The 24,157-nt window shown below is 66.9% G+C and carries 21 protein-coding genes and 1 pseudogene; 7 read left to right on the top strand and 15 right to left on the bottom strand.

The features are described 5' to 3' along the window. Positions 1–3 precede the first annotated feature (3 nt). Genes MLP_RS04200 through MLP_RS04190 form a run of 3 tightly spaced genes read right to left on the bottom strand, consistent with a single transcriptional unit; the run spans position 4 to position 4,516 of the window. A complete protein-coding gene (locus tag MLP_RS04200) occupies positions 4–1,770 on the bottom strand; it encodes a prenyltransferase/squalene oxidase repeat-containing protein (RefSeq protein WP_013861765.1) in 1,767 nt (588 codons plus the stop codon). Next, on the bottom strand, positions 1,767–3,140 hold the full coding sequence (locus tag MLP_RS04195; protein ID WP_013861764.1) for a phenylacetate--CoA ligase family protein: 1,374 nt from the start codon (positions 3,138–3,140) through the stop codon (positions 1,767–1,769). Before MLP_RS04195 ends, MLP_RS04200 begins: the two co-directional genes overlap by 4 nt. Next, entirely contained in the window at positions 3,131–4,516 is a 1,386-nt protein-coding gene (locus tag MLP_RS04190) for a KamA family radical SAM protein (protein ID WP_013861763.1), read from the bottom strand. The genes MLP_RS04195 and MLP_RS04190 overlap by 10 nt, the downstream gene beginning before the upstream one ends. 243 nt (positions 4,517–4,759) lie before the next feature. On the opposite strand from MLP_RS04190, the gene MLP_RS28275 reads away from it, so the two are divergent. The 3 genes from MLP_RS28275 to MLP_RS04175 all read left to right on the top strand — a co-directional run bounded on the left by MLP_RS28275 (position 4,760) and on the right by MLP_RS04175 (position 8,302). Beyond that, positions 4,760–5,434: a response regulator gene (locus tag MLP_RS28275; RefSeq protein ID WP_013861762.1), complete on the top strand. Its 675-nt coding sequence runs from the start codon at positions 4,760–4,762 to the stop codon at positions 5,432–5,434. A gap of 212 nt (positions 5,435–5,646) precedes the next feature. After that, a complete protein-coding gene (locus tag MLP_RS04180; protein WP_013861761.1) occupies positions 5,647–6,192 on the top strand; it encodes a hypothetical protein in 546 nt (181 codons plus the stop codon). A 49-nt stretch (positions 6,193–6,241) separates the two neighbouring features. Beyond that, positions 6,242–8,302 (top strand): sensor histidine kinase, encoded by a 2,061-nt coding sequence (locus MLP_RS04175; RefSeq protein ID WP_013861760.1) that lies wholly within the window; start codon positions 6,242–6,244, stop codon positions 8,300–8,302. Positions 8,303–8,499: 197 nt separating this feature from the next. Here the strand turns inward: MLP_RS04175 and MLP_RS04170 are convergent, their stop codons facing one another. The 10 genes and pseudogenes from MLP_RS04170 to MLP_RS04125 all read right to left on the bottom strand — a co-directional run bounded on the left by MLP_RS04170 (position 8,500) and on the right by MLP_RS04125 (position 19,906). Continuing rightward, positions 8,500–10,095, bottom strand: coding sequence for a hypothetical protein (locus tag MLP_RS04170; protein WP_041789688.1), 1,596 nt, complete (start codon positions 10,093–10,095; stop codon positions 8,500–8,502). A 112-nt stretch (positions 10,096–10,207) separates the two neighbouring features. Next, complete coding sequence (locus tag MLP_RS27860) at positions 10,208–10,816, bottom strand: hypothetical protein (protein ID WP_156821020.1); 609 nt, start codon at positions 10,814–10,816, stop codon at positions 10,208–10,210. Positions 10,817–10,876: 60 nt separating this feature from the next. Beyond that, entirely contained in the window at positions 10,877–11,422 is a 546-nt protein-coding gene (locus MLP_RS27855; protein WP_013861759.1) for a hypothetical protein, read from the bottom strand. Between the two features lie 1,471 nt (positions 11,423–12,893). Beyond that, entirely contained in the window at positions 12,894–13,514 is a 621-nt protein-coding gene (locus MLP_RS27270) for an FG-GAP and VCBS repeat-containing protein (protein ID WP_013861755.1), read from the bottom strand. A 248-nt stretch (positions 13,515–13,762) separates the two neighbouring features. After that, the gene (locus MLP_RS28490; protein ID WP_013861754.1) at positions 13,763–17,050 is read right to left on the bottom strand and encodes an ATP-binding protein; all 3,288 of its coding nucleotides are present in this window, start codon (positions 17,048–17,050) and stop codon (positions 13,763–13,765) included. Positions 17,051–17,129: 79 nt separating this feature from the next. Beyond that, positions 17,130–17,279 (bottom strand): hypothetical protein, encoded by a 150-nt coding sequence (locus MLP_RS28485; RefSeq protein WP_197536499.1) that lies wholly within the window; start codon positions 17,277–17,279, stop codon positions 17,130–17,132. 651 nt (positions 17,280–17,930) lie between these two features. Next, positions 17,931–18,260 carry an alpha-amylase family protein gene (locus MLP_RS28840; RefSeq protein WP_049804449.1) on the bottom strand — a complete coding sequence of 110 codons (330 nt, stop codon included), beginning with the start codon at positions 18,258–18,260 and terminating at the stop codon, positions 17,931–17,933. Positions 18,261–18,346: 86 nt separating this feature from the next. Continuing rightward, a pseudogene (locus MLP_RS29635) lies at positions 18,347–18,508 on the bottom strand (alpha-amylase family glycosyl hydrolase); the annotation flags it as partial. Positions 18,509–18,678: 170 nt separating this feature from the next. Beyond that, a complete protein-coding gene (locus tag MLP_RS04130) occupies positions 18,679–19,275 on the bottom strand; it encodes a sugar O-acetyltransferase (protein ID WP_013861751.1) in 597 nt (198 codons plus the stop codon). Positions 19,276–19,573: 298 nt separating this feature from the next. Then, positions 19,574–19,906: a hypothetical protein gene (locus MLP_RS04125; RefSeq protein WP_049804448.1), complete on the bottom strand. Its 333-nt coding sequence runs from the start codon at positions 19,904–19,906 to the stop codon at positions 19,574–19,576. 98 nt (positions 19,907–20,004) lie between these two features. Between MLP_RS04125 and MLP_RS04120 the strand changes: the two genes are divergently transcribed. From MLP_RS04120 to MLP_RS04110, 3 genes are read left to right on the top strand one after another with little or no spacing between them, the layout of a single operon-like run. Then, positions 20,005–20,586: a sugar O-acetyltransferase gene (locus MLP_RS04120; RefSeq protein WP_041789705.1), complete on the top strand. Its 582-nt coding sequence runs from the start codon at positions 20,005–20,007 to the stop codon at positions 20,584–20,586. A 5-nt stretch (positions 20,587–20,591) separates the two neighbouring features. Further along, a complete protein-coding gene (locus MLP_RS04115) occupies positions 20,592–21,164 on the top strand; it encodes a TetR/AcrR family transcriptional regulator (protein WP_013861748.1) in 573 nt (190 codons plus the stop codon). Further along, positions 21,158–21,964: an aminoglycoside N(3)-acetyltransferase gene (locus MLP_RS04110; RefSeq protein WP_041789703.1), complete on the top strand. Its 807-nt coding sequence runs from the start codon at positions 21,158–21,160 to the stop codon at positions 21,962–21,964. Before MLP_RS04115 ends, MLP_RS04110 begins: the two co-directional genes overlap by 7 nt. On the opposite strand, the gene MLP_RS04105 is transcribed toward MLP_RS04110, so the two are convergent. Continuing rightward, positions 21,945–22,391: a hypothetical protein gene (locus MLP_RS04105; protein WP_013861746.1), complete on the bottom strand. Its 447-nt coding sequence runs from the start codon at positions 22,389–22,391 to the stop codon at positions 21,945–21,947. The two genes, MLP_RS04110 and MLP_RS04105, sit on opposite strands and share 20 nt — an antisense overlap. Continuing rightward, positions 22,388–23,089: a TetR/AcrR family transcriptional regulator gene (locus MLP_RS04100; RefSeq protein WP_013861745.1), complete on the bottom strand. Its 702-nt coding sequence runs from the start codon at positions 23,087–23,089 to the stop codon at positions 22,388–22,390. The genes MLP_RS04105 and MLP_RS04100 overlap by 4 nt, the downstream gene beginning before the upstream one ends. A gap of 141 nt (positions 23,090–23,230) precedes the next feature. On the opposite strand from MLP_RS04100, the gene MLP_RS04095 reads away from it, so the two are divergent. Further along, positions 23,231–24,148 (top strand): LysR family transcriptional regulator, encoded by a 918-nt coding sequence (locus MLP_RS04095; protein ID WP_013861744.1) that lies wholly within the window; start codon positions 23,231–23,233, stop codon positions 24,146–24,148. Positions 24,149–24,157 lie beyond the last annotated feature (9 nt).

The raw sequence follows: 24,157 nt of genomic DNA, 5'->3' as shown, positions 1-24,157 counted from the left end.
TCCTCACAGGCTCAGACGGGGCAGGGGTACGGGATCGCCGGCGACGGCCTCGGCCAGCAGCCCGCCGAGGGCGCCGGCCAGCGCGCCGCCGGGTCGGCGACTCAGCGGGCTCCAGGCGTAGCCACCGCCGACCTCCAGCCGGTGCAGCAGCCGCCCGACGTGCCGGCGGTCCCAGGTCCGGCCGAACTGCTCGAAGGTCAGCACCGCCTGGTAGGTCGACAGCAGATCGGGTACGGCGCGCGGGGTCGCGGCGTAGCCGCCGAGCGGACTCGCCCAACGGGTGAGCAGCTCGCTTGCGTAGTCCGGGTCGCTCGTGTGGTCCGGATCGGTCGCGCGGTCCGGGTCCGTCGCGACGCCCAAGGCGTGCCGGACGCGTAACGCCTGGGCGGTGGCGGCCAGGGTCGTCTGCCCACCCGGCACCGGGGCATAGCCGTCCGCGGTGCGGCAGCGCTCGACGAAGCGCAGCACCCCGCCGCGGTCCAGCACCTCGGCCGGAAGGCAGCCGGCGGTCTGGCCCAGCTCGACGGCGGCGGCAGTGGAGACCAGATCCGATCCGCGACCGACCCAATAGCCGACGCCACCGTCGACGTTCTGCAGCCCGCGGAGCCACGAGCCCAGCCGGGAGCTGTCGAGTCCGGACCCGGTGCGATCCAGCGCGGCGGCAGCCCACAGGGTGCAGCGCACCTCCGCGCCGCGGCCGGGCATGTACATCACGCCGCCCTCGTACGGGGTCTGCGCGGCTCGCAGCCATGCCTGCAGTTCGGCGGTCCGCTCTGGTTCGGCACCCATGAGCAGGACAGCGGCGGTCGCCAGGCTGTCCCCGGCCGCGTCGGGCTGCCGGTAGGTGAAGCCGGTGCCCGGCAGCTGGCAGGCGCGGACCGCCTCGACCGTCGCCGGAACGTCGGCCGCCGGCAGCGGACGGTCCACGGCCAGCCGGGCTCCGACCACGCTGAAGCAGGCCCATACGTCGGCCACGCCGTAGCCCAGCCAGCGTTCGTAGCCACCGCTCGGCAGCCGGCGGGCGTCCAACCAGGCGAGCAGACCGTCGACGTCGCGGGGCCCGGCGCCGAGCGCCCGGAGAGCGTGGGTGGCCCGGAAGGCGGCCCAGGCGCAGGCAGCCACATCGGGTCCGAAGGCGAAGCCGCCGTCGCCACCCTGCCGGTCCTGCAGCCAGCGGACCAGACTGTCGGTGTCCCACGGGGTCGACCGACCGGCGTCGGCCGCCCGCCAGGCCAAGGCGCCGTAGTAGCCGGCCCGGACGTCGACCTGCCGACTGCCCGGTGACCAGCCGAGTCCGCCGCTCGGTGTCTGCAGCCGGGCGAGCCAGCCGGCCAGCGCATCGCGGTCCGGCACCGGCCGGCCGAGCACCTCGGCGTACAGGCGAGTTGCGTAGTAGGTCGCCCAGACGTCGGCGGACTGGCCGGGCGTCATGGCGAACCCTCCGTCCGCCGTACGGGTGCTGGACAGCCAGTCTGCGAGCCGGTGGGGGACGGGGACCGGCTCGCCGAGGTCTCGCAGCGTCTGCGCGCAGTAGTAGCTGGCCCAGACATCGGAGGGCAGGCCACGTTGCCAGGCGAAGCCGCCATCGTGGTTCTGCCGCGCACGCAGATAGTCGGCGACGGTGTCCGAGTCGTCGGGGCGTGCCCCCAGCCAGTGCAGCGTGCGGGTCGCGGCGTAGCTGCACCACAGGTCGGCCTCGGGCTGCCGGGCACCGCCGTCGGCGGTGGGCAGCACGCCGACCTGCATCAGTTCGGTGGTCGCGGCGCTCATGCCACCCTCGCCACGTTGGTCCGCTTCCAGCTCTTCTGGCTGCCGCCGGACTTGTTGGTCACCGGCAACTGCGAGACCACCACGATGTCGTCCCACTCCAGACCAGCGGCGGCGCAGCGGCGACGGGCGGCGGCAGCGATGTCTGCGTCGCCCAGGGCGGTGTCGCCTGTGTCGGTGTCGGCCGTGTCGGTGCCGGCCGGCACCTCGACGTCCTTCTCCAGCACCAGCCGGCCCTGGGATCCGTCGGCCCGGAGCTGCACCAGATAGCCGGTCAGCCGCGGATCCTCGTACACCACGGAGCCGAGGGAGTGCTCGGTGAGCGACTGGCCGCGCCAGACGATCCCGTCGTCACCGCGGCCCTGGACCTGCACGGGAGGAAGGCCCAGTCCGCATGGGCAGGGGGTGGCGGCGCCCACCTGCACCAGGTCACCGGTCCCGTACCGCAGCAGGGGTCGGGCGTGGTTGTTCAACGTGGTGGTGATCAACTCACCGCGCTGCTCACCGGTCGGCTCGATCGCCAACGGACGGACTTCGGCCCCGTCACGAATCTCGAAGACGTGTCCGGCGGCCAACAGGTGTAGCGCGCCGTGCTCGCAGGCGGCCGCCATGGTGCCGGTCTCGGTGCTGCCGTAAGAGGCATCGAGGACCTGGGCGTTCCAGTCCCGGCCGAGCTTGCGGCGTTGTGCGGCCAGGCTGACCTCCCCGAGCAGCAGGACGGTACGGACGCTGGCGCTGACCTCCGCGAGTCGGCCGCGGCTCTTCAGCACCCGGGTCCACTGAGCCAGCACGCCCGGGGCGGCGAACACGGCGTCGGGGCGGTAGCTCTCGAACAGCGCCTCCAACCGGTCCCAGTCGCAGATGCCGAGGGTGAACGGGTAGCTGCGCAGCAAGGTGTGACCGAGGTATTCGCAGGCCGCGGAGACGAGGTCACCGACGGGCAGCACGTCCGACGGCAGCAGCGCAGCCACCCGCCGCGGCTCCGGTCCGAGCGAACGGCGCCACAGACCGGCCACCGAGATGGCGTTGCCGATGATGTCGGCCGCCGTACGCGGGGTCGGGGTGGTCCGGCCGGAGGAGCCGGAGCTCTCGTAGTACTTCAGCACCCCACTGAGATCAGTACGAGCGAATCGGTGGGGGTCGGCTTTGACCTCGTCCTTCGTGGTGATCGGCAATCGGCTCAGGTCGCACTCGGCGAAGCCCGGCAGGCGCGTGTAGTGCGGGATGCTGCGAGCGCGGCCCCAGACCAGGGCAAGCTTTTCGTGCCGGATGCGCTCGGTCACTGTCGGTGCGTACGAGGTCGCCTCGAGGAGGTGCAGGTGGGCATGCGCCTCACGGAAGGCGGCCACCGCCGACGGGTCGGTCAGCCACATGAGGAGACTCCGATCAGGTTCAGCCGGGGCAGCGGCCGGGGATCGGCCTGGGCCACCCACCACGCCTGGCCCTCGGCAGGCAGGGTGTGGATGGGGTCGACGTACTCGTACTGACGGGAGGGGTCTTCGGCCACCGGGTCGAACGGCCCACGGAACGACTTGGTCCAGGTGGAGATGCCCCGGACCCGGTCGTAGGAGGCGGCCTGGTGCACCCAGTGCTTCCCCGCGTACGGCACGTCGCAGACCAACCGCGGGGTGGCGAAGCCGGGCAGGTAGCCCATGATCGACTCCTGCAGCCGCTGGGCCTCGTGCAGCGGCAACCGCCAGTGCTCGCTGCCCGGGATCAGATCGCAGAGATAGAAGTAGTACGGCGTGACGCCGGCTCCGTCGGCCAGCGCGAAGCACAGGTCGAGCAGCTCGTCCCGGGAGTCGTTGACACCGGCCATCAACACACCCTGGTTGCGGACGTCCCGCAGCCCGGCCCCCAGCAGGGCGCGGGATGCCTCGGCGACCAGCGGGGTGATCTGCGCGGCGGCGTTCGCGTGGGTGTGCAGGGCCAGACTCACCCCGCGCTCGGCGGCCACCCGGGCAACCCGTTCCACCCCGGCCACCGTGCCGGCGGCCAGCCAATGCTGTGGCAGGCCGATCAGCGCCTTGCTGGCGAACCGGATGTCGCGGAGGTGCTCGATCTCCAGTAGCCGGGACAGGAAGTCCTCCAGCCGCGGCCAGGGCAGGTTGGCCACGTCGCCGCCGGAGACCACGACATCGCGCACGGTGGGCGTGGCCCGCAGGTACTCCACGATGCGCTCCAGCCGGTCCCCCGGGCGCAATGCGAACCGGTATTTGTCGACCTGCGGGGTCGACGGACCGACCAGATCCATCCGCGTGCAATGGCCGCAGTACTGCGGGCAGGTGGACACGACCTCGGCCAGCACCTTGGTCGGGTACCGGTGGGTCAGCCCTTCGGCGGCCCACATCTCGGCCTCGTGCAACGAGTCCCGCATGGCGTACGGGTGGCTGGGCCAGATCGGGTGCCGATCCGAGGCGATCGGCAGCATGTAGCGCCGCACCGGATCGGCCCGCAGCCGGGCGCTGTCCGGCGGCGCGTCCGGCACCATCGTGTTGAGCATTTGCGGCGGCAGCAGCATCGACATGGTGGCCGACTCGGCCTGGTCTCGGGCCAGGTCGGCGAAGAACAGGTCATCGACCAGGTCCCCGGTGACCTCGCGGAGTTGGCGGATGTTCTTCAGACAATGAGCGCGCTGCCACTGCACGTCGAGCCACTCCTGGCGGGTGACGTCGCGCCAGCCGGGGAACCGGCGCCAATCCGGCTCGGACAGCACCCGCTGCCGGTAGACGTACGCTGTCTCGCTCATCGTCGGTTCCTCAGCTCTTCGATCCCTGCGAGCAGCCGTAGGGCCCTCGGGGGAACCCCTAGGTCCTGGGGCTCATCTGGTCGTCGTTCGGTCAAGCCCTTCCAGGTTCAGCGCGCGAATGTCCCTGTCGCCAGGGCGCGGCGCCCGGCGTTGCGGGACATTTGCCCCGCCGGCTGCCCTGCCGAGTGCGCTGCCCGGGGTCGGACCCGTCCGTACCGGGCGCGGCGAGTAAGTTGGCCGTCCGTGACCACCACAGCCGGCGGTCCGGTCACGGTGCTGATCATCGACGACCATCCGCTCATCCGGCACGGCCTATCGGCGCTGCTCGGGCTAGAAACCTGGGTGGCCGAGGTCTTGGCGGCCTCGAATGCCCGGGAGGGTCTGGAACTGGCCGTCACCCGCTCCCCCGGCTTGGCCGTCGTCGACCTGAGCCTGCCCGACGTGACCGGGACGGAGCTGATTGCTCGGCTGCACCGGGCCCGGCCCGACTGCGGTCTCTTGGTGCTCACCGTGAACTCCGAGGAGTCTGCGGTCCGCGACTGCCTGCTGGCTGGAGCCAACGGCTACGTCCTGAAGGGCAGTGCGCCGGAGGTGGTGCTGCGGGCGGCGCAGACCGTGGCCGACGGCGGTCTGGTCCTGGGGCCCGAGGTGCGAACCGGCACGCTGGTCGAACCCGGCACGCCGAAGCTGCCGGAGCCGCTGAGCCGGTTGACTCCGCGCGACCTCGACCTGCTGGCGCACCTCGCCGAGGGCAGCAGCAACCGGGAGATCGCCCGGACACTGGGGCTGAGCGAGAAGACGGTCCGGAATCGGTTGTCCGGGGTGTTCCTGACGCTCGGCGTGGCGGACCGGGTCCAGGCCGCTCTCGTTGCCCGCGACAACGGGCTGAGCGTCGCCAGCCGGTCAACCTGGTCCTGAGCGGTGCCGGCGGGCGAGGTTTGAGTGTCGACCTCCGATTGGACCTGATCGGTATCAGCCTCCCAGCCGCCCACTCCTTGACTGTCAGGTGTACGAAATCGCCGCCCCTCGCGCCGTTCGGAACTCGCGCGCCACGCTGCCCATGACGGGACGCTGGCCTGCTCGAGCCGGTTGCCGTGAGGCGGGGCACTGAAGGTTCGGGAGCACGACTCATGAACAACTCGGAAGACCTGGTGGACTTCGACACCGACGTCCTCGTCTTGGCCATCAGCAGCGACGACAGCATGCTGCACGTCGGCTCCGCGAGCGGTGTGCTGGCGCACCTGGCACCACCGAGCCCAAAGCGACCAGGGCGGCCGTCGCCGCCCCACTTCGCACCGCACGCGGTGACTCGCACCGCCGTCGGTGTCACGCCGGGCAGTTGCCTACAGCTGTTCGATGTGTCAGGTGTCCGGTTGACCATTCGCTCTCCGCGGAAGAACTCGACCCTGGCCGCGGTCCATCCACCGGAGGTGGTTCCGGAGAGAGCCTTGCTGGCGCGGATCTCCGCCGCGCTGGACCATATGCAGTCAGTGCTGGACGCGAACCCCGCGCTCGGCAAGGACGGGCAGATTCAACACGACTCCGTGCCCCGACCGGAAGGCTCGCTGATCGAGGTGCTCACGCAACTGGCCGTCTTCTTCGACCCGTTGGACCCGAAGATTCAGACCAATCGTGGCAACTGGTTGCACAACCTGGCGCACGCGGCGGGCTTCTAGGAGGGTGGTGTCGCATGGCGGCCGTAGCGAGCACCGCCCTCCCAGGATCATGACCGGCCTGGCGATGCTCCGCCGGCCGGCGGAGCCGCTTGCCTGGGTGATGGCGCCGCTCCGCCGGGTGGCCGGGATGGATCGCGGACTTTCCCAGCTGCGGTGGCCGCTGCTCGGCGCGGTGGCGATCAGCCTGATCGCGACGGGTGCGATCGGGCTGGTTCTCGGCCTGGACGGACCCACTGCTGGGCCGGTGTGGATGACCGTCACCTTCGCCGCCTCGTTCACGCCGTTGGCGCTGTTCGTGCTGCGCCGGGTGCCTGCTCATCCGATCGGTCACCTCATGCTCTGGATCGGCCTGAGCGCGATCGCGGCGACCCTGGCCATCTGCTGGTCGGCCATGCTGCCGATGGCCTGGCTGAGCCAGTGGGCTTGGTGGCCGCCGATTGCCTTGATCCCGCTACTGCTGCTGCTCTTTCCGGACGGCCGGCTGCCGTCGCCGCGTTGGCGACCACTGGCCGTAGTGCTGGTCGCTGCCGCCGCTGCGGCCACCGTCGCGCTGGCCTCCGCCGCGGTCATTGCACCGCGAACGCTGGTCACGGTCGGCACCCGCGTACCGTCGGCCGGGCGACCGCTGATCCTGGTAGCGCTGGCCGCTGTGCTGGTGCTCGGCTTGGCCACGGTGGCTGTTCTCGTGGCCTTGGTCCGCCGGGCCCGGGTCGCCTCACCGACCGAGCGGTGGCAGCTGGTCTGTCTGTTGCCCAGCGCGGCGTTGTTCCTGGTCGGTTTCGCGCTGGACTATCTCAACGTTCCCGGCGGCTGGCTGGCCACCGTGATCACGCTGCCCGTCGGGCTGACCTTCGCGATCTTGCGCTATCGCCTCTACGACCTCGATCTCTACATCCACCGCGGTGTGGTCTGGCTGCTGCTGACCACGCTGGCCGTCGCGTCGTACGCCGGGGCGGTCACCCTGGTCGAGGGCGTCATCTCACCGGACAGCTCGGTCACCTCGACCCTGGTCGCCGGTGCCGTGGTGGCGGCATGTCTGGTGCCGGCCGAGCGGTGGGCTCAGCGAGCGGCCAGTTCCCTGCTGTACGGCAGCCGGGACGACCCCTACACCCTGATGACCCGGGTCGGGTCGCACGTCGAGGCCCTGGCGGACCCGTTGGCCGTGCTGCCCCGCTTCGCCGCGACCGTGGTCGACGACCTCCGTGTCCCCTACGCGGCCATCGTGCTCACCGCCGGCCAAGACGATCCGCTGCTCGTCGAGCACGGCCGGCTGAGCGGCGAGCCGGAGCGGTTCTCGATGCGCGCGCACGGGAAGGAGATGGGCGAGCTGCTGGTCGGGCAACGACGCCCGGGCGCTCAGTTCTCCGGCGCCGAACGTCGACTGCTGCTCGGTCTGGCCGGGCAGGCGGCCCTGGCTGCCGAGGCCTGCCGCAGCACCCTGGACCTGCAGCGGGCTCGCGAGCAGCTGGTGCTGGCCCGGGAGGAGGAGCGCCGCCGGCTGCGCCAGGATCTGCACGACGGAGTGGCATCGGCATTGGCGGGAGCCGGAATGCTGACCTCCGCGGTACGGCACTGCGTACCCCCGGACGGGCGGGCGCCGGAACTGCTCGATGTGCTGGCCGGTGACCTGGACTCCTGCACGTCCGAGATCCGCAGGCTGATCGACGGGCTGCGGCCAGCGGCGCTGGACGACGGCTTGGCCGCGGCGCTCAGCACCGTCGTAGCCCGGGTGCAAGGGCCGACACTCACCTCGACGCTGACCGTGGACAACGACCTCGCTGAACTGCCGGCTGCGGTGGAGGTGGTCACCTACCGCATCGTCACCGAGGCGGTAGCCAATGTGGCCAAACACGCCCATGCCCAGCACTGCACGGTGCGGGTCGACCGGGCCGGACATCTGGTCCGGATCACCATCGACGACGACGGCCGGGGCCTGGCCGCCTCTGCCGCGCACCCGACCGGGGTGCCGTCCAGCGGGGTCGGCATCTCTTCCATCCGTGCTCGCCTGGAGGAAGTGGGCGGCAGCCTGGAGATCGCCTCCTCCGCGGCAGGGACGTCGGTCCGCGCCACGATCCCCGTGCACCGGGCCAGGATCGAGAAAGCGAGCTAGAACCGGGCCGGTCGGGTGCCCTGCCCAAGCCCCGTGTCAGCAGCCATCCGCCACATCGACAGGTGCGCTGTTGCTGTTTCCAAGTGACTCGAAGCAACCCTGGCGCACCAGTGAGTGTGCGCTCACTCGGTCTGTGACACGTCAGACACTCTCTAGCGATCCTTGGTCGCTAAGTGTTTGAGTCTTGAGCCGACTTTTCAGGTCGCGATTCTGGCGTCGTTGATGTAGTCGGTGATGGCGTTGTCGAGGACGCGGAGGGCTTGTCGGACTTCGAGTGGGGCGGGTGGCTGGTTAGCGGCCAGCAATGGTCGTAGTAGCCGGTTGTGGACTTTGCTGTAGAAGATCGCGAAGCGTTGTCCGTCGTCGGTCAGGGTGTAGGTGTTGGAGTGCGGCAGCCGCTCGATCAGCCCTTTCAGCCGGAGTCGGCGCAGGTCGTAGCAGCATTGGGCGCGGCTGTAGGGCTGGCCGTAGAGTTGTTCGACCAGGGGTCGCAGGGTTTTGTTCGACAGGCCGCCGATCAGGTGGGCGGTGACGGCGAGGGCGCCGGCCAGGGCTTGGACCCGAGGGTCGCCGAACCTCAAGGCTGGGGCCCTCCGACCGTCGGTGACCGACGGTTGCGCGATCCGCTCAAAGGCTGGACTCGCGAGGACGCAGCCCCGACCGACATGTTCATGATCCAACAGTCGGCGGTTCACGTCACGGGCTTTGGCCTGCAATTCGGGCAGGTGGACCAGGCGCCGTTTCACGCCGAGATCGGTCGAGTCGTTGACCACGGTCTCGATCCGCAAAGCGCGGCCTTCTTTGAAGTACTCCTTGACCCGGGAGTGCTTGTAACCGGCGTTGATGGTCACATCAACACCGCGGGTGACGACCCGGGTAGCGAAGACGCCGGTCGTCGAGGGCAGGATCTTCCTGCCGAAGATCAGCTCGAGACGCTCGGGCCGGCCCAGATCCAAATTGTCGGCCGCGAGCGCTTCGAAGAACGCACGGCCGTTACGGGGCTGGTCGAACACGATCGTGCGGGAGACCTCGATCTGCCGCATCGACAACTCCCACCAATACCCGTGGGCCCGGTCCTGGTCGGTCAGCGGCACTGGGAGCCGGTCCAGCCAACGATCGAAAAATGCCTGGATCTGCACCGGACCGAGGTGGTCGCAGATCGTCTGCAACCCGATTGGATCGGTGCAGGTGGCGAATCCGTTCGCCAAGGCGGTCCAGCCGATCCCCGCCTTGTCGGCTTGTCGCTTCGCCCATTCGTGGCCGTTCAACCACACCTTGATCGGGTACGGGAAGTAGGAGCCGATCTTGACAAACGCCGGTCCGAACTCGTCGTCCCAGACATAGAAGTAGTAGCAGGTCACCCGGCGTTCGGCCCGGCCCCAGCCGAAGTGCGGGGCGCCGCCACCGTGGGCCGGGGTCGTGGTGCACGAGGCCACCCATTGGAACTCCTGCGCCCAGCCGATCGCGGCTACCCCCGGCCGGCCTGTCTTGGCCTGCCGGGCCAGATACGGGGCCATCTTCTCGATCTTGCGGTCACCTTTACGAAACGTGACCATCGCGATCTTGTTGTTGTCGGCGAACGAGCGCACCGAGGCCCGGAACTGGTCACCGATCCGACCCACCACCGCCGGTGAGGGGATCGGGAACCCCCGCGACGCGAGGAACGACACCACCTGCCCGCCGACCTGTAAATTCGGCACGTACCCGTTGAGATAGATCCGGTCCAGACACGACACATCAAGATCGACATGCCCGGCCAAGAGATCTGAGGTCCTCACCGCACGACTGGTCATCACGCACCCCCTGCGACCAGGCTGGACCCACCAACCCCGACACCGCTACCGCCCAGACCAGATCAACCCGCCGACCCGACCACCAACCTCGACGGTCCGAGGCGGAGCCTCGTTAGCCCCTTTCGTCTGCGGGTGGCTCGGTGAACTGCTCGAGCAACTCGACCGCTTCGCGTGTGAGCGTGTGCAGGGTGGTGTGTGCACCAGGCTCGTCGGGCTTGATCATAGAGACGCCCGACATGTATGAGATCGCGATAATCCGGGCCTGCTGGGAATTAGAGAGACCTCGCGTAATATCGTCCCAAGGGCGTCTGTAGAACAGTACTACCAGATCAACGATTCCAACCCCGGCGATCACGATTGTGGAGGATGAAACAATCTGTTCGTTAACTGCTTTGATGAGTGCTACAGACAGGAAAGCCAACCCGATCAAGAACATTGTGACGCTCATCGCAGTGAGAATGCGAAACGTCCAGGTGATGTGGCCGAACGGCTGCATGAGCATGCGACGCACTTGAGAGTCAGGCTCGACGTCCCCATTCACGGTCGTTTCGCCCGGCCGTAAACGTCGTCGCTCAGCAGCGTTGACAATGCTGAGCAGGAGGGGACCAGCCTCGCTCGGCAAACCTAGTCGGTTGGCCTCACGCTCCGGCTGCTCGAGGAGCGCTTGTCGCACCTTTGCGCTGCCAAGGACCGACGGTACCGTCCTCAGCGCACGCACCATTGCATCACCCGTTGGCGTGCCGATCCGAGGTGGGTCAGGCGCAGGTTCGGAGATCACCTTTCACCGCCGTCGGGCGACGGCCGCAGCGCGCTTCGCAAGGAGGTCGAACTTCGCCTTCTGTGCCACCAGTTCATCGCTTACCTTGTACATGTAGTCCTTCCGGTCCTCAATGGTCCTGGCGGTCTCGGCACGACTGATCATGTTGTACAAGGCCTCTTCATAGAGCCAAGCGACCTCGCCCTCGCGCTCCTGTAGTGCCGAGGTGAATCGCCGCCAGGCGTCGACGCCGTCGATCGTGACGCCGGCTGGAAGAAACCGCAGATCCTCACCGAGGGCCTCGAGTTCGTCGCACCACCGCCGCGCGCGGAACACCGACTCCAGAGCTTCGTGGTGCAGGGAGCGGAGCACGCGTTGGCCCTCAGCAAGGGTCGGCACGGTGCATACTTCAACCGTGGCATTCAGGATGTCATCGTGGATCTCAACAAGAAGTTGATAGACATCCCGTGTCCGCCGCAGGTAGGGCGCAGTGTCTGGCCTTTGGCTGAGCGCATCGAGCACTTCGCTTCCGACAGCCGCAACCTCGTCGAAGAAGCCTATTTCGGTCATCTCACACACCTCGAATTCGCGTTGTTCGTGGAGTCGAAAATACCGCTCGGTAGCGCTCGTGTGAACCTTTCACAGGTCCGCCTCGGTCTCGAATTGCTGTTTTGGTTGGTACGAGTCCCGTACGCACCCGATCTGGCGAGGGTGGACTCGGCAGTCGCGGTCCGCATTCAACCTCGATGATTCATCGTGGCCTGACGGTCGCTTGATCTGGGCTGGATGTTGATCAACGTTGATCGCCGTCAGCCGAAACCGCCGAGCGCCCACCGTCTTCCGTTCCTTGACAGCGGGAATCAGGCGTTCTCGGGGCCTCGCCGAAGACGTGTCGGGGCGCAGCAGACCTGGTGCCACTTTCGACGAGCGACGACAGACAGGTCTGTCGGTTCGTCGAACATAGACGGATGCCCTATTGGGCAGCCCTGTTCGTTGACTCTTCTGCTGCCTCGGACTTCGGATCACCATGAGTGCCTGAGGTGGACCGATCGATTGGCGACGCAGACGTCCGCGATCGTTGGCGGGCAGGTCAGTCGACGTAGGCCCAAGTCGACACAGATGGTCGGCCGGGACGAGCCCGGGTCAGTCCGGACCGGGATCCAGGAATGACACCTACTGCACCCCAGGTACGGCTGTTCGATGGGAAGAGCGAGTCACCTACCGCAAGGTCATTATAGGCGGGCTTTGCTCGACCGCCGCCAAAGTCGGCGGCAGCAAACATTTCACCGTTGCTGTTCTGATCAATGAGTGGGTTTCCTTTGATACCGCGGCTGTCCCAACGCCAGATCTGACTGCCTTTCGTGGTCAGACCTTTGCCCGATCCGTAGATGACCTCGACCGGCACCCAGTTGCCTGCTGAGCTCGTCAACCTCGAAGTCAGTGCTGGCCCGACAGCCAGGTCGTCGAACCGGCGTCCGGCCCTGTCCCGTCCAAAGTTCTCCGCCGCCAGACTTGCGCCGAAGAACGTGTCCAGGTATTCCTTCCCGGCCAGGCCCTTCGATTGTGGCGTCAACAACTGGTCACCTTCGCTGACAGCCTCTTTCGACTGCCGTAGAGGATGTTGACCGCTCCGCCGTACTTGCGCGCGTCAGTGGCGGCACGAACACCAACAGCAAGATCAGCGGTGGCACGTCCGGCGAAGTGACCAGCCGCGAGCGACGAGCCGAACTGCTCACCGTCAACTGGCTTGCCTTTGACGCCTCGGCTGCTTTGACTCCACAACTGACTGCCCCGGGCGGTCAGTCCGGCCGCTGAGCCGTAGATGACGTTGACGGCACCCGGGCCTTCACCACCCTTCCTTCCGCCGTCTCCGGGGACACCGATAGCCAGATCAGCATAGGGACGGCCCGCGAATGGCCCCGCCGCGAGCGCGCCCCGAAGACGTCCGCCGCGGCCGGATTGCCAGGGATCCCGGGCGATGCCTGTGACCACAGTTGACTGCCCGTGGCGCTCAGTCCTGTCCCGGACCCGTACATCACCGTTACTTGACCGCCACCGTCTCGTTCAGGCGCTCCGATCGCCAGATCGTCACGCCCCGTGTCGCCAAAGTTGGCGGCGACCAGGCTTTCCCGAACGAGTAATCGTCCGAGCCGTGGAACGCAGGAAGGCCTGAGCTGGCTGACGTCCACAGTTGACTCCGGCCCCGTTGCAGCCCAGCCGATCCGTACAGAATCCTGATCGCACCGGTCAGAGGAACGAGCTCGGGATCTGACGGATACAACCCAACTGCGAGATCGGTGAAACCGTCACCGTCGAAGTCGGCGGCAGCAATGTCCCCGACCAACCGAAATGGCGTAGCTTTCATCGGGAAAGTCGAGCTGCCATACCTGATTTCGGGCAGCGGCGAGACCATGCGGCGACCCGTAAATGACGCTGACAACCCACTGTGGAAGGTCTGCGTCGTTGGCATAGTGCACGCCGCGACCGCCAAGTCGGCATAACCATCCCCGTTGAAGTCCGAACCTGGTCCCACCCCTGCCCCAGCCGTCGCCTTCAGCGGGCTCGGGGCCGAGACCGGTGTGGTTCTCTCCAGGCTCGACGACACCGGAACCAGACCGCTGCCCAGCAATAGCAGAATGCCCGCCAGCACCGATGCTCGCACCAGGCCTCCTCAAGGGCCAGAACGTCGCCGTCTGCCCTCCTTCTGCGCCGCTCGTCTGCTGTCGATCCTCAGCATCGCTCGCCGGGTTATTAGCCGTCCATACCCGGCCCGCGCGGCTGAGCGCATTTGGGCAATGACCAAACAGTTCCGCGACCCGACGAGGGCATTCACGCTCTGTGCACCACTTTGTGGACCGCGTGTTTGACCACGTCCGACGGCATTGCGGACCACGGACGATACAAGCCGGCTCAGAGACCGAGCACTCCTGTAGCAGTGACATGCAGTTCCATGGTTCCTGGTTCTGAAGCGACTGAAGAGGTGACGTCCTCGACACCAAGCAGCAGGACGTGGGTGGGCACGGAGATGCCTCCAGCTACTCTTTCCCTGAGTTTCACCACGGGCATTGCCAACGGGAACGCTTCCTTCCGAAGCCATCCTCCTTCGCTGGTGCACTTCCAGATCAACACTGGCTGCGGACTAGCCACGTAGAGACCCACACCCGATTCTGATACCACCCATGCGCCTTCATAAGAGAGACATAGATCGTCACCAGACCTGATGAGGTCGAGGTCGGCACCCAGCCCGAAGAAGTAGCAAGGAATGCCATTAAGCTCACCTCGAGCCCAGCTATGGTAGCCGATGATCGGCGCCCAGTCGAAGCGTTGGCGCATCCGGGCCACCTCACTGCATGCGCCTCTCATCAGCTCCGCGGCGGTGGTGTCGGATACCAGCATTGACGTGGAGAAGGGGGTCTCGGCGAGATCGTTCATTCTGTATGTCACGTGCTCTGCGGGTTCCCGTTGCACTGAGGTGGCGGCTCGGCAGAGCACGAGATGGGCGCGATCTTCCTCCGTACCCGGCGCCGCGTCGCCGACCAGGACGTCAAGCACCGTGCACAGCTGATGGGCTTCTGCCACATCTTGACTTAGGACATCGATAGCTGCGCGGCGCCAGGCGTTGAGGATCTCGACCCACCCCGAAGATAACCCCAGCCCTCGCACGTTAGCCTCTTCCGCGAGCGCCTTGAATGCTTGAGCGGCCTCCGTGTACCTGCCAAGCACCGTGAGAGTCTCGGCCCGGACAAATGACAACTGCATCCTGTTGTACGTTCCCGCCTCGCCCGCGATGGCCTCGGTCAGCTCCGTCAAAGTATCCACATCGTTGTTGTCTGGACTGCTCAGGGCTCGCGAGACCTTCGCCAACGTGCTCGGTCCGACTTCCAGATCCAGTGCAGACAGACGCCGCGTCCAGTCTTGAACTTTCGGGCCATGGTCACACGCTGGTGAGAACTCCAAGACAGCCATCACCTCGAGCAGCTGGGTCGCCGGTTCCACGAGGACTTGCTTCGCTTGAGCGTCAGATGACAGCACCTGTTCACACGCAGCCAAGCAACGGTCAATCAAGTCGAAGACCCGTGATTCCCCAGTGTTGAGACTCAGTTCGCACAATGCGAGGGAGGCAAAGATTTTCGCACGCAGAACGGGAGAGTCAAGCTCTGCCTTATCGAGCAGGTCCAATTGGAGTTCGAAATGACTTCTCGCCCATTCGAAATCATGAATTCTTAGTGCATAGTTTGCCTCGTTGCCCAGCAACGTCAGCCCGTTCAACGTCAGGGCCTGAGCTTCCAGTGCGTGGCGGAGGACATGTCGACCCGACGGGATCAATGCGCCGGCAACCAAGTATCTTTCCGAGACCAGCGCCTTCCGCAGGACCGAGTCAATCGTCAATTGGAGGGATTTCAGAACTCGTTCTACAGTCGAGGCATCCTGGCGGTCGCGCACAATTTCGGCCACAATGCTGTTCATCCGAATACACGGCCCGACTGCTGGATCCTGCTGGATCTGGACCAGCGACGATCTCGCTAGACCGCGCAAGGACTCGTCGAGGAGCAAGTCCTGGTCAGCCCTGGACTGATGCGAGCCGGGTTCTTCTCCGGTCGCGTGGCCACTCCAGATGGCATTGGCGGCAATCGTTGCCGGAGCATGCAGTGGTGGTAGGTAGGCGATGAAATCGAGGAGTTCACTAGGCGCGAGTTCGTATCGCGAAACCGAGCGCGCCAGGGTGTCTTCGAGTGCGACGAAGACCGCCCCGAGCAACGTTGCATGTGTCCGGTAGGAAGGCGGCGTCAGCTCTTCATCGCTAATCACTCGACTCCGGATCCGAGCCAAGTACTCCGACGTGACCGACAGTCTTCGCCCCGACTGCACTAGATGCGCGCACGCCAACTCGATAGCGAGTGGCCACCTGTCGAGCGCCAATACCAGTTCCGAGGCTAATCGGCGTTCATGATCGTTGAGACAAGGCTGTTGGAGCCTTATCCGAACGAGTTCAAGTGCGTCGATTCGAGCCATGCCCTCAATCGATAGTCGACGCCACGTCGACCATGTCGACGTGGATGTCGATGTCGCGATCACATCAACGTGACCGTATGCGGGAACCCACGGATCAAGGTCGCGTGCGCTGACCGCGTTGTCGAACACCAATAGCCATTGGTCTGCAGACTCCCCAATGCAGTCGCGGAACGCAGCGGCGACATCGGTACCTGGTTGCCGCCCGATTCGCTCGAGCACTGAGTGGGCAAGTGCGCGCATGCTCGAGTCGGCTCCGGCGTCGAACCACACGATCCGGTCGTAGCGCGACGCGGTGAGCTCGACGAACGTCGCTACGGCTATCGACTTCCCTGCACCGGAAAACCCATTGATCGACAGCAGTCGGGGTGCGGCTCTACGCGGCGGCCCCTGCAGTTCGAGCATGATGGCGTCGAGCACATCGGATCGGGTCACGCGATCGCACACGGGAACCGGACCGATGACCTCTCCCCAGTCGTATCGGCCCAGTGCGCCCGCCAGTGCATGCGATGGAGATCTCAGGAGCGCTGTCGCGGCGTCTCGATCAAGACACCTGTCACTACGACGTCCAGAAAGGAACAGCATCTCAGCGACGAGATACCCGAGGAGAACACGTGCGGACCCAGATCCGGCGCCCTGGAGACGCGAGCGTCGGTGCTCCAGAATGCGGTCCGTCAGCCGCTGGACCAACTCGAAGTTGGTCCCGTCGTGATAGACGACCTGGAGCCGATTGAGGGCAAGGAGGCGATCTGGACTGAGACTCTCCGATACGTCAGCAGCAGTGCCGCAGCGGCTGAGGAGCGCTTGAACGTCAGATGCGCTGCGCAGGGCTCCCTCCTGCAGAGCGGCGAGCAGGGACTTGGTTGCCGGAAACAGTCGCCGATTGGTGTCGATCCGGTATTCATCCGCAGCCACAGCCGCGAGCCTGATGCCTATCCTGATGACCTCCGAGGGACCGAGCGGACGGCCACCCGCGCCATCGACGGCACCTTTGGCCTGCGCCGCGACGAGTACCCTGCCGTCCCGGCTGATCGTGTAGTCGATGGCATCATGTGTTTCGTGCTCGGTACCGAGCACGAAGTCCTCACAACTCGACTCGAGTTGATCAATGAGAGCTTGCAAGGCCGCGAGATACTGGAACCCCAGGCCTGCGGCGCTCCCCACGCCCCCGGATGCGGATGTTTCCATCTCGGCTCCTTTCGACTGGCGACCGAAGATACCGTCATCAACTGACATTGGCCTCTGAGTGGGCCCGTGGGGGTGTGCGTCAGGTTTGTGGTGTGGGCCAGAGAAGTTCGTTGCGGCCTGATTGGTGGCCGTCGATGCCACCGGAGGTGATGGCTTCGGTGATCGTGTTGCAGACTTCGAAGGGCCAGTGGGGGCCGATGCCGAGGCTGCGGCGTTCGTAGGCGGCCATGACCCGGAGCAGCAGGTGGTGGCGGTGCCGGCCAACAGGGCGAAGCCGAGCTCGTCACAGATGACCAGGTCAGCAGGACCTGGCCTTCGGGCATCGCAAGGGGCCCGGGATCGAAGTTGGTGATGGCCTCCAGCCATTCGGACGACGAAGATGCAGCACGTCCTCGGATTCGGTGTCGAGCCAGTCGAGTCGTTCCTCGGTCTGCAGTTCGCGGCGCAAAGCGATCGCGCGCCGATAGAGCGCGAGCACGGAGGCCGGGACGTGGTCCTGAGCCTCGACGGACTGGGCTGCGTACCAGTCGGGTTGCGGCAGATGCGGCAGCGCGTCCCCGAGCCGAGGGAGGTGCCGGCGGTGCTCCAGGGCAGCGGGACGCGGCAGCCGTCGCGGCCGATCTCGACGCTGGGATTGCGGAAGAAGGAGGGGTCCTGGTGGGCCTCGTCGGGGATCTGTCCGACTTCGCGCAGCCCGAGTTACTCGCCTGGTAGAGATAGTTGGAGCCTGTCAGGTCGAGCAGCAGCAGAGTCGCGGCCTCGGCACGGCGCCGGCCACAGTCGGTGTCGATCTGGGCGAGGTCGCCGCCAGCGAGCAGCCAGGCTCCGCCGATCCGCTCGTCGCTGTCGTGGCGGGCGTTACCCGGGTGGGCCGGTAGTGCTACCGGGTGGCGTGCAGGACGGCGGCGTGGTCGGACAGCACCCAGTTGGTCGAGGAGCCGGTGGCGGCAGCTTCGGTGAGGTTGTCGGCGATGAGTAGCCGGAACTGTGTGGCGTTGAAGTCGGCCTTGGTGAGATCGAAGTTGAACGCCTGTCCGAGTCCGGAGGGTGCGGCGTACTTCGCGCGGCGTTCGGCGGTGGCGACCCAGGCTTCGGCGACGGCGATGCGGGGCGGGTCGTACTCGTCGAGCACACTGCGCCACTCGGCGTAGATGTCATGGACGTTGTCCCGGCCCCACATCGGGTGGAACCCGTCCTTGGGGAGTTCCACGAGCTCGGCCTGAGTCGGCGGGTGGTCCGGGAGGTCCTTGCGAGACCATGGGCGACATCGACGCGGAAGCCGTCGACGCCGCGGTCGGACCAGAACCGTAGAGTGGTCAAGAAGTCGTCGCGTACCTCACGGTTGTGCCAGTTGAGGTCGGGTTGCTCGGGGGCGAAGCTGTGCAGGTACCACTGCCCGTCGGCGACCCGGCTCCAGGCCGGATCGCCGAAGATCGAGGTCCAATCCGCGGGCGACAGTTCGCCGTTTTCGCCCGTGCCGTCACGGAAGATGTACCGGTCGCGGGCGGCCGAGCCTTGGGGCCGCGGTCAGGGCGTCTTGGAACCACGGCGTCGGTACGCGCTTTTGGGTCCGGTGTTCACTTCCGGGTTCAGTGTCATGGGTGTTCCTGTCTGTGGGGTGTGGATGGTCACAGGGTCTGGAGATATCCGGTGCGGTCGGCGTCCGTGATCGGACGGATCACCCGGGCGGGTACGCCGGCGGCGACGGTGCGGGCGGGGATGTCGCTGGTGACGACGCTGCCGGAGCCGATCACAGTCCCGTCGCCGACGGTGACGCCCGGGTTGACAGTCACGCCGGCGCCGATCCAGACACTGTTCCCGATGACGACGGGCTTGGCGATGCAGGCGCCGGCGGCGCGCTCGGCGGGGTCGAGGGCGTGGTTGGTGGTGTAGATGCCCACGCGCGGTCCGAACAGGACATGGTCGCCGATGGTGATGCCACCGCCGTCGAGCATCACGCAGTCGAAGTTGGCGTAGAAGCCTTCTCCGACCCAGATGTTGTACCCGAACTCGCATCTGAACGTGGGCTCGAAGAACGCACCCGTCCCGGCGTGTTGGAGCAGGTCGCGGAGCAGCGCCTCGCGAACCTCAGGCGGCTGACCGAAACTGGCGTTGTATCGGTTGGTGGCCATGACGGCACGTTCGCGGGCCTGGACGAGTTCCTCGGTGAGGTCGTTGTAGATCGCGCCGGCGAGGATCCGGGCACGCTGTTGGTCGAGGTTCACTGGTGGGCTCCTACGGCGAAGTGCGACAGCCGCCATCGGCGAGCATCGCGAGATCAGCACGCGTACGAGCGTACATCTATGACGTACGCTCGTACATCTCCAAGCGGCGGTTTGACCGAGATCACAGAAAGTAGGCGTCGCCGTGACGCTCGAGCGCGGCGAGCGCCGTGCCATCGACGATGCCGCGACTGCGGTTGTCCAGGTCGCAGCGGGCATTGAACGCGATCATCCACGCGGCAGCGGCGAAAGCAACGTGGCTCTCCTGCGCACTGAAGGGACGGACCCGGCCTCCTCGAAGTCATCGAGAAAGGCGGCGACGTCCTCCGGTGCGGGAGTCGTGTCGGTCCGATAGCCGCCGGCGGACAAGGCCGGCGAGGGCCTGCTGCGCGTCGGCGACGGTCCGTCGGGCGACGAGATCCACCGGCGGACGGCGGACCTTCAGCACGAGCCGTCGGCCATCATCGGACTCCACCCCGTAGACGGCGTCGATACGTCCGGCTCGAAACAGGGTGCGCACGGGCGTCGTACCCGTCAGTTCCTGGAACACCCGCGCGACCCAGGCGTCGATCTCCGGCCGCGAGAGCAGCCCGAGCAGCGCCTTCTCGGTGCCGGTGGGTGCCTCGTCAGGCATGAGCTTGGTCCTCTCGAGTGTCGTATCGCCGGCCCGATCGTCTGACACCGGTTCGAATCACGCGTACGACCGTACAGCACTCTGGTACGATCGTACGCGTGACTGCCTACTTTGCGGGCGACGAACGTACCCATCGAGAGCGGATGCTCGCGGGCGATCTCTACATCGGCGGCACCGACCCCGACAGCGCCAGGATCGCGCAACGGGCCGTGCAACTCGCCGATGCTTACCACCGGGCGGCCATCGCCGACGAGGCCGCGGCCCGGCCACTGCTGGCGGAGTTGCTGGGAACCCTGGGCGAGGGCGCCTTCATCAAGCCGCCGCTGTATGTCGACTACGGGGAGAACATCCACCTCGGCGCGCGCAGCTTCATCAACTACAACCTGGTCGCTCTGGACGTCGTCTCGATCACGATCGGCGAGGACTGCATGATCGGCCCGAACGTGCAGTTGCTAACCCCGACCCATCCCGTCGAGCCGCAGCCGCGCCGGGACAAGCTCGAGGCTGCCCAGCCGATCACCATCGGGAACAATGTCTGGCTCGGCGGCGGGGTCATCGTCTGCCCGGGCATCACGATCGGCGACAACAGCGTGATCGGCGCAGGCTCTGTCGTGACCAAGGACGTCCCGGCGAACGTGGTCGCGGTCGGCAATCCTGCCCGCGTCATCCGGGAAATCTGACCCGCATGGCAGAGCATGAGCGGGCGCGAGGCCAGGCCGACCCTGGCCGGCGGGACCGGATCATCGACGTAACCCTCGACGTGATCGCCGCCAATGGCGTGGCCGGCACGTCACACCGCAAGGTCGCTGCCGCCGCCGGCGTGCCGCTCGGATCGATGACCTACCACTTCTCCGGCATGGACGAACTGCTCCGCGAGGCCTTCGGTCGTTTCGCCGACCGAGGCGTAGAACGGTTCTCCACGCGGATGGCCCAAGCCCAGACCCCTGCCGACGCACTGGAGATCGTCGCCGGCACCATCGTGGACGACACCCCGGCAAGCGGCTCCGACGAGCAGGTCGTCACCTACGAGCTCTACACGCTCGCTGCGCGAGACGCGTCCTTCCGGGACATCACCGAGCGATGGATGGACCGGACCAGGGGTGTGCTCGAGAAACATTTCGACCCACTGACCGCACGGCTGCTCGACGCCCTCCTCGAGGGCCTTGCCGTCCATCGCACCCTCGATCGCGACCCGGTGACCACGGCCCAGATGATCGAGGGCATTCGTCGAATCACGAAAGAGGCCACCACATGGTAGTAGTGCGCGAGACCGCGTCCGCGGTGCCGGTCAACACCGAGCAACTCGTCGCGGAGCTGCGTGCTCTGGGAGTGCACGAGGGGTCGACCCTCATGGTCCACACCTCATTGCGATCGCTCGGCTGGGTCATCGGCGGCGCACAGGCTGTGCTGGAGGCGCTGCGCGGCGTGGTTGGGCCACACGGCACCCTCGTCATGCCGACCCAGTCCTGGCAGCTGTGCGATCCTGCATTCCTGCAGGAGGCCCCGGCCGAATGGTGGCCGGCCATCCGCGACCATCTGCCCCTCTACAGCCCGGCCACGACCCCGAGCCAGACCATGGGTGCGGTTGCTGAGCTCTTCCGCACCACGCCCGGTGCTCACCGCAGCTCCCACCCGCACCGGTCGATCACCGCAGTCGGTCCCCGGGCGGAGCGCATCACGGCCCGCCACCGGATCGACTCACCCGCGGGCGAGGAATCGCCGCTCGGCGCGCTCGTCGACCTCGACGCCTCGGTGCTGCTCCTCGGAGTGACCGCCGCCAAGGCGACCGTGCTGCACCTCGCCGAGCATCGCGCGTCCTATCCGGGCAAGCGAACCGTCCCGAACGGCGTCGCCATGCTCGTCGACGGCCGCCGGACCTGGGTCACCTGGGAGGAACTCGACGTCCACGACCACGACTTCGAAGAGGTGGCCGAGGCCTTCGCCGCCGACACCGGTCTCGTACGGACCGGCCGGGTCGGCGAGGCAAAGGCCCAGCTGCTGCCGACGCGTCCACTCGTGGAGTACGCCGCCGACTGGTTCACCACCCATCGCCGATAACCGGAGAGCCCCCGGGGCCCCGATCGTCGTCGGGCGGCACCGTATCGAGAGACGCGCGCTCTGAGGCCACGGCCGGGTTGAACCAGACCCAGGACCGATTGCTGCCCGCCAGCGCGCGGATCTGTGGGCTCACGCAGCTGTAGCCGCCGAGCCGACACCAGACCTCGACCAGATTGAGCCATAGCCCGGACTGTTCGACGGTGTGGAACACGAGTCGGGAGTCCGTGGCTGCGATCTGACCGAGACGGATCGTCAGATCCTGCCCCCCACCATCGACGACCAAGTGCGCTGGCCCGTCGGAGGCGACCGATCGGACGCGCTCGATGAACTCGCGGACCGAGTCGCCGATCCCCAGGTAGGCACCGAGCCGGCGACACTGGGCCGGTCGCAGCTGCGGATCATGATCGCGGCGCGGCCTGGCGATCACTTCGATCGGGGCTGCGCCGCGATCACCGAGGTCAGGCTGTCGAGCGCGGCGCGAGTGAGCGCCCGGTCCTGCGGGTCGGTGTCCAGCGCGATGTGCATGGCGGCGCCTTCGACATAGGCGTCCAGAATCCGCGCGGTATCGGGAGGAAAGTGACGGCCGAGCGCGGCTCGACTGGCGCGCATCCACTGATCGGTGATGACACGGAACCGGGCGTGGCGAGCGGCGAGTGTGTACAGCTCATAGGTCAAGACCTGTTCCCGGTTGGAGCGCTGCAGGTCCACGTGGATCAAGTCGACGATCGCGTCCAGCGCGGCGTCCGGGTCGGGGAGATCGTCCATCCGCTGCTCGAACGCTGCGGCGATGGTCGCCGTGAATCTCGTGAATGCCTCGATCAGCAACTCATCCATGCTGGCGAAGTGATAGGTCATCGATCCCAGCGGCACGTCGGCGCGAAGGGCGACCTTGCGATGCGAGGTCCCGGCCACGCCCTCCTCGGCGATGCAGTCGATCGCGGCATCGATGATCCGGTCGCGTCGTTCCGGATCGAACCGGCGGACCATCAGTGCGACCGGTTCGCGAAACAACGTGCCACACCGCGAGTGTACATGCGTACGCACTGTGCGCACGATCGTACGCATGAACTCACGCCACCCCTGCTGCCCCGGCCGCAGGTCGACGATCACCTCACCCCCCACCACCGCCGTCGGCCCTCCTCTGCTCCGTGGCCCGGCAGGACCAACGCTGCACGTCTATCGCCTGAGCAGTCGATAGACTCTCAGCCCATCAATTCGACCGATGGCTGGGCAGCCCCCGACCGTCCTCGGACAGGAGGTCGGCAGATGAGTCGGCGACCAGACGTGACCTTGACCCAGTTGCGCTACTTCGTGACCGCGGCCGGCAATGGGTCGATGACCCAGGCGGCGGCTGAGCTGCACGTCGCCCAGTCCGCGGTGTCCGCGTCGATCGCGGAGCTGGAACGGCAAGTGGGCACCCAGCTGTTCATCAGGCAACCGGGCCGCGGTCTCATCCTCACCTCGGCCGGCGAGGAGTTCGTCCGGGAGTCCCAGGCACTGCTGGCACATCTGGACGAGGTGCTCGGCAGCGCCCGGGGCCGCAGCGACCAGGTGCGGGGCCACATCCGCTTCGCCTGCTTCACCACCCTGGCCCCGTTCGTGCTGCCCGAACTGCTGGCTGATCTGGCGGAGCACTATCCCGGACTGGAGGTCGAGGTCATCGAAGCCGAGGCCGAGGGACTCGGCGCCGCCCTGCGCACCGGCCGGGCCGAGCTGGCCCTCGGCTACGACCTGGGGCTCGGGCCGGACATCGAGCGTCAGCTCGTCGCGGAGGTCGAGCCGCACGTCATCCTGCCGGCCGGCCATCGGCTGGCCAGTCATAGCCGCATCCATCTCGAGGACCTCGCGTCCGAACCGATGGTGCTGCTCGACCTGCCGCACAGCACGGAGTATTTCCACCGGCTGCTCGCCTCGGCGGGCGTCGAGCCGACCATCCGCTATCGCTCGGTCAACTACGAGACCGTACGCGGACTGGTCGCTCGAGGGCACGGCTACTCCATCTTGAACCAGCGGCCGCAGCACGACATCACCTACGGCGGCGGCAAGGTCGAACCCCGACCGATCGCCAACGATCTGCCACCGCTTCGGGTCGTCACGGCACGGCTGTCCATGGCACGGCCGACAGCGCGAGCTCGGGCGATCGCCGCCCGGGCCCGGCTGCTGCTGCAAACGTCCTGGACCTGAGGCTCCGCG

The organism is Microlunatus phosphovorus NM-1, assembly GCF_000270245.1.
GTDB lineage: Bacteria > Actinomycetota > Actinomycetes > Propionibacteriales > Propionibacteriaceae > Microlunatus > Microlunatus phosphovorus.
This window is presented reverse-complemented; position numbering and strand designations above follow the sequence as displayed.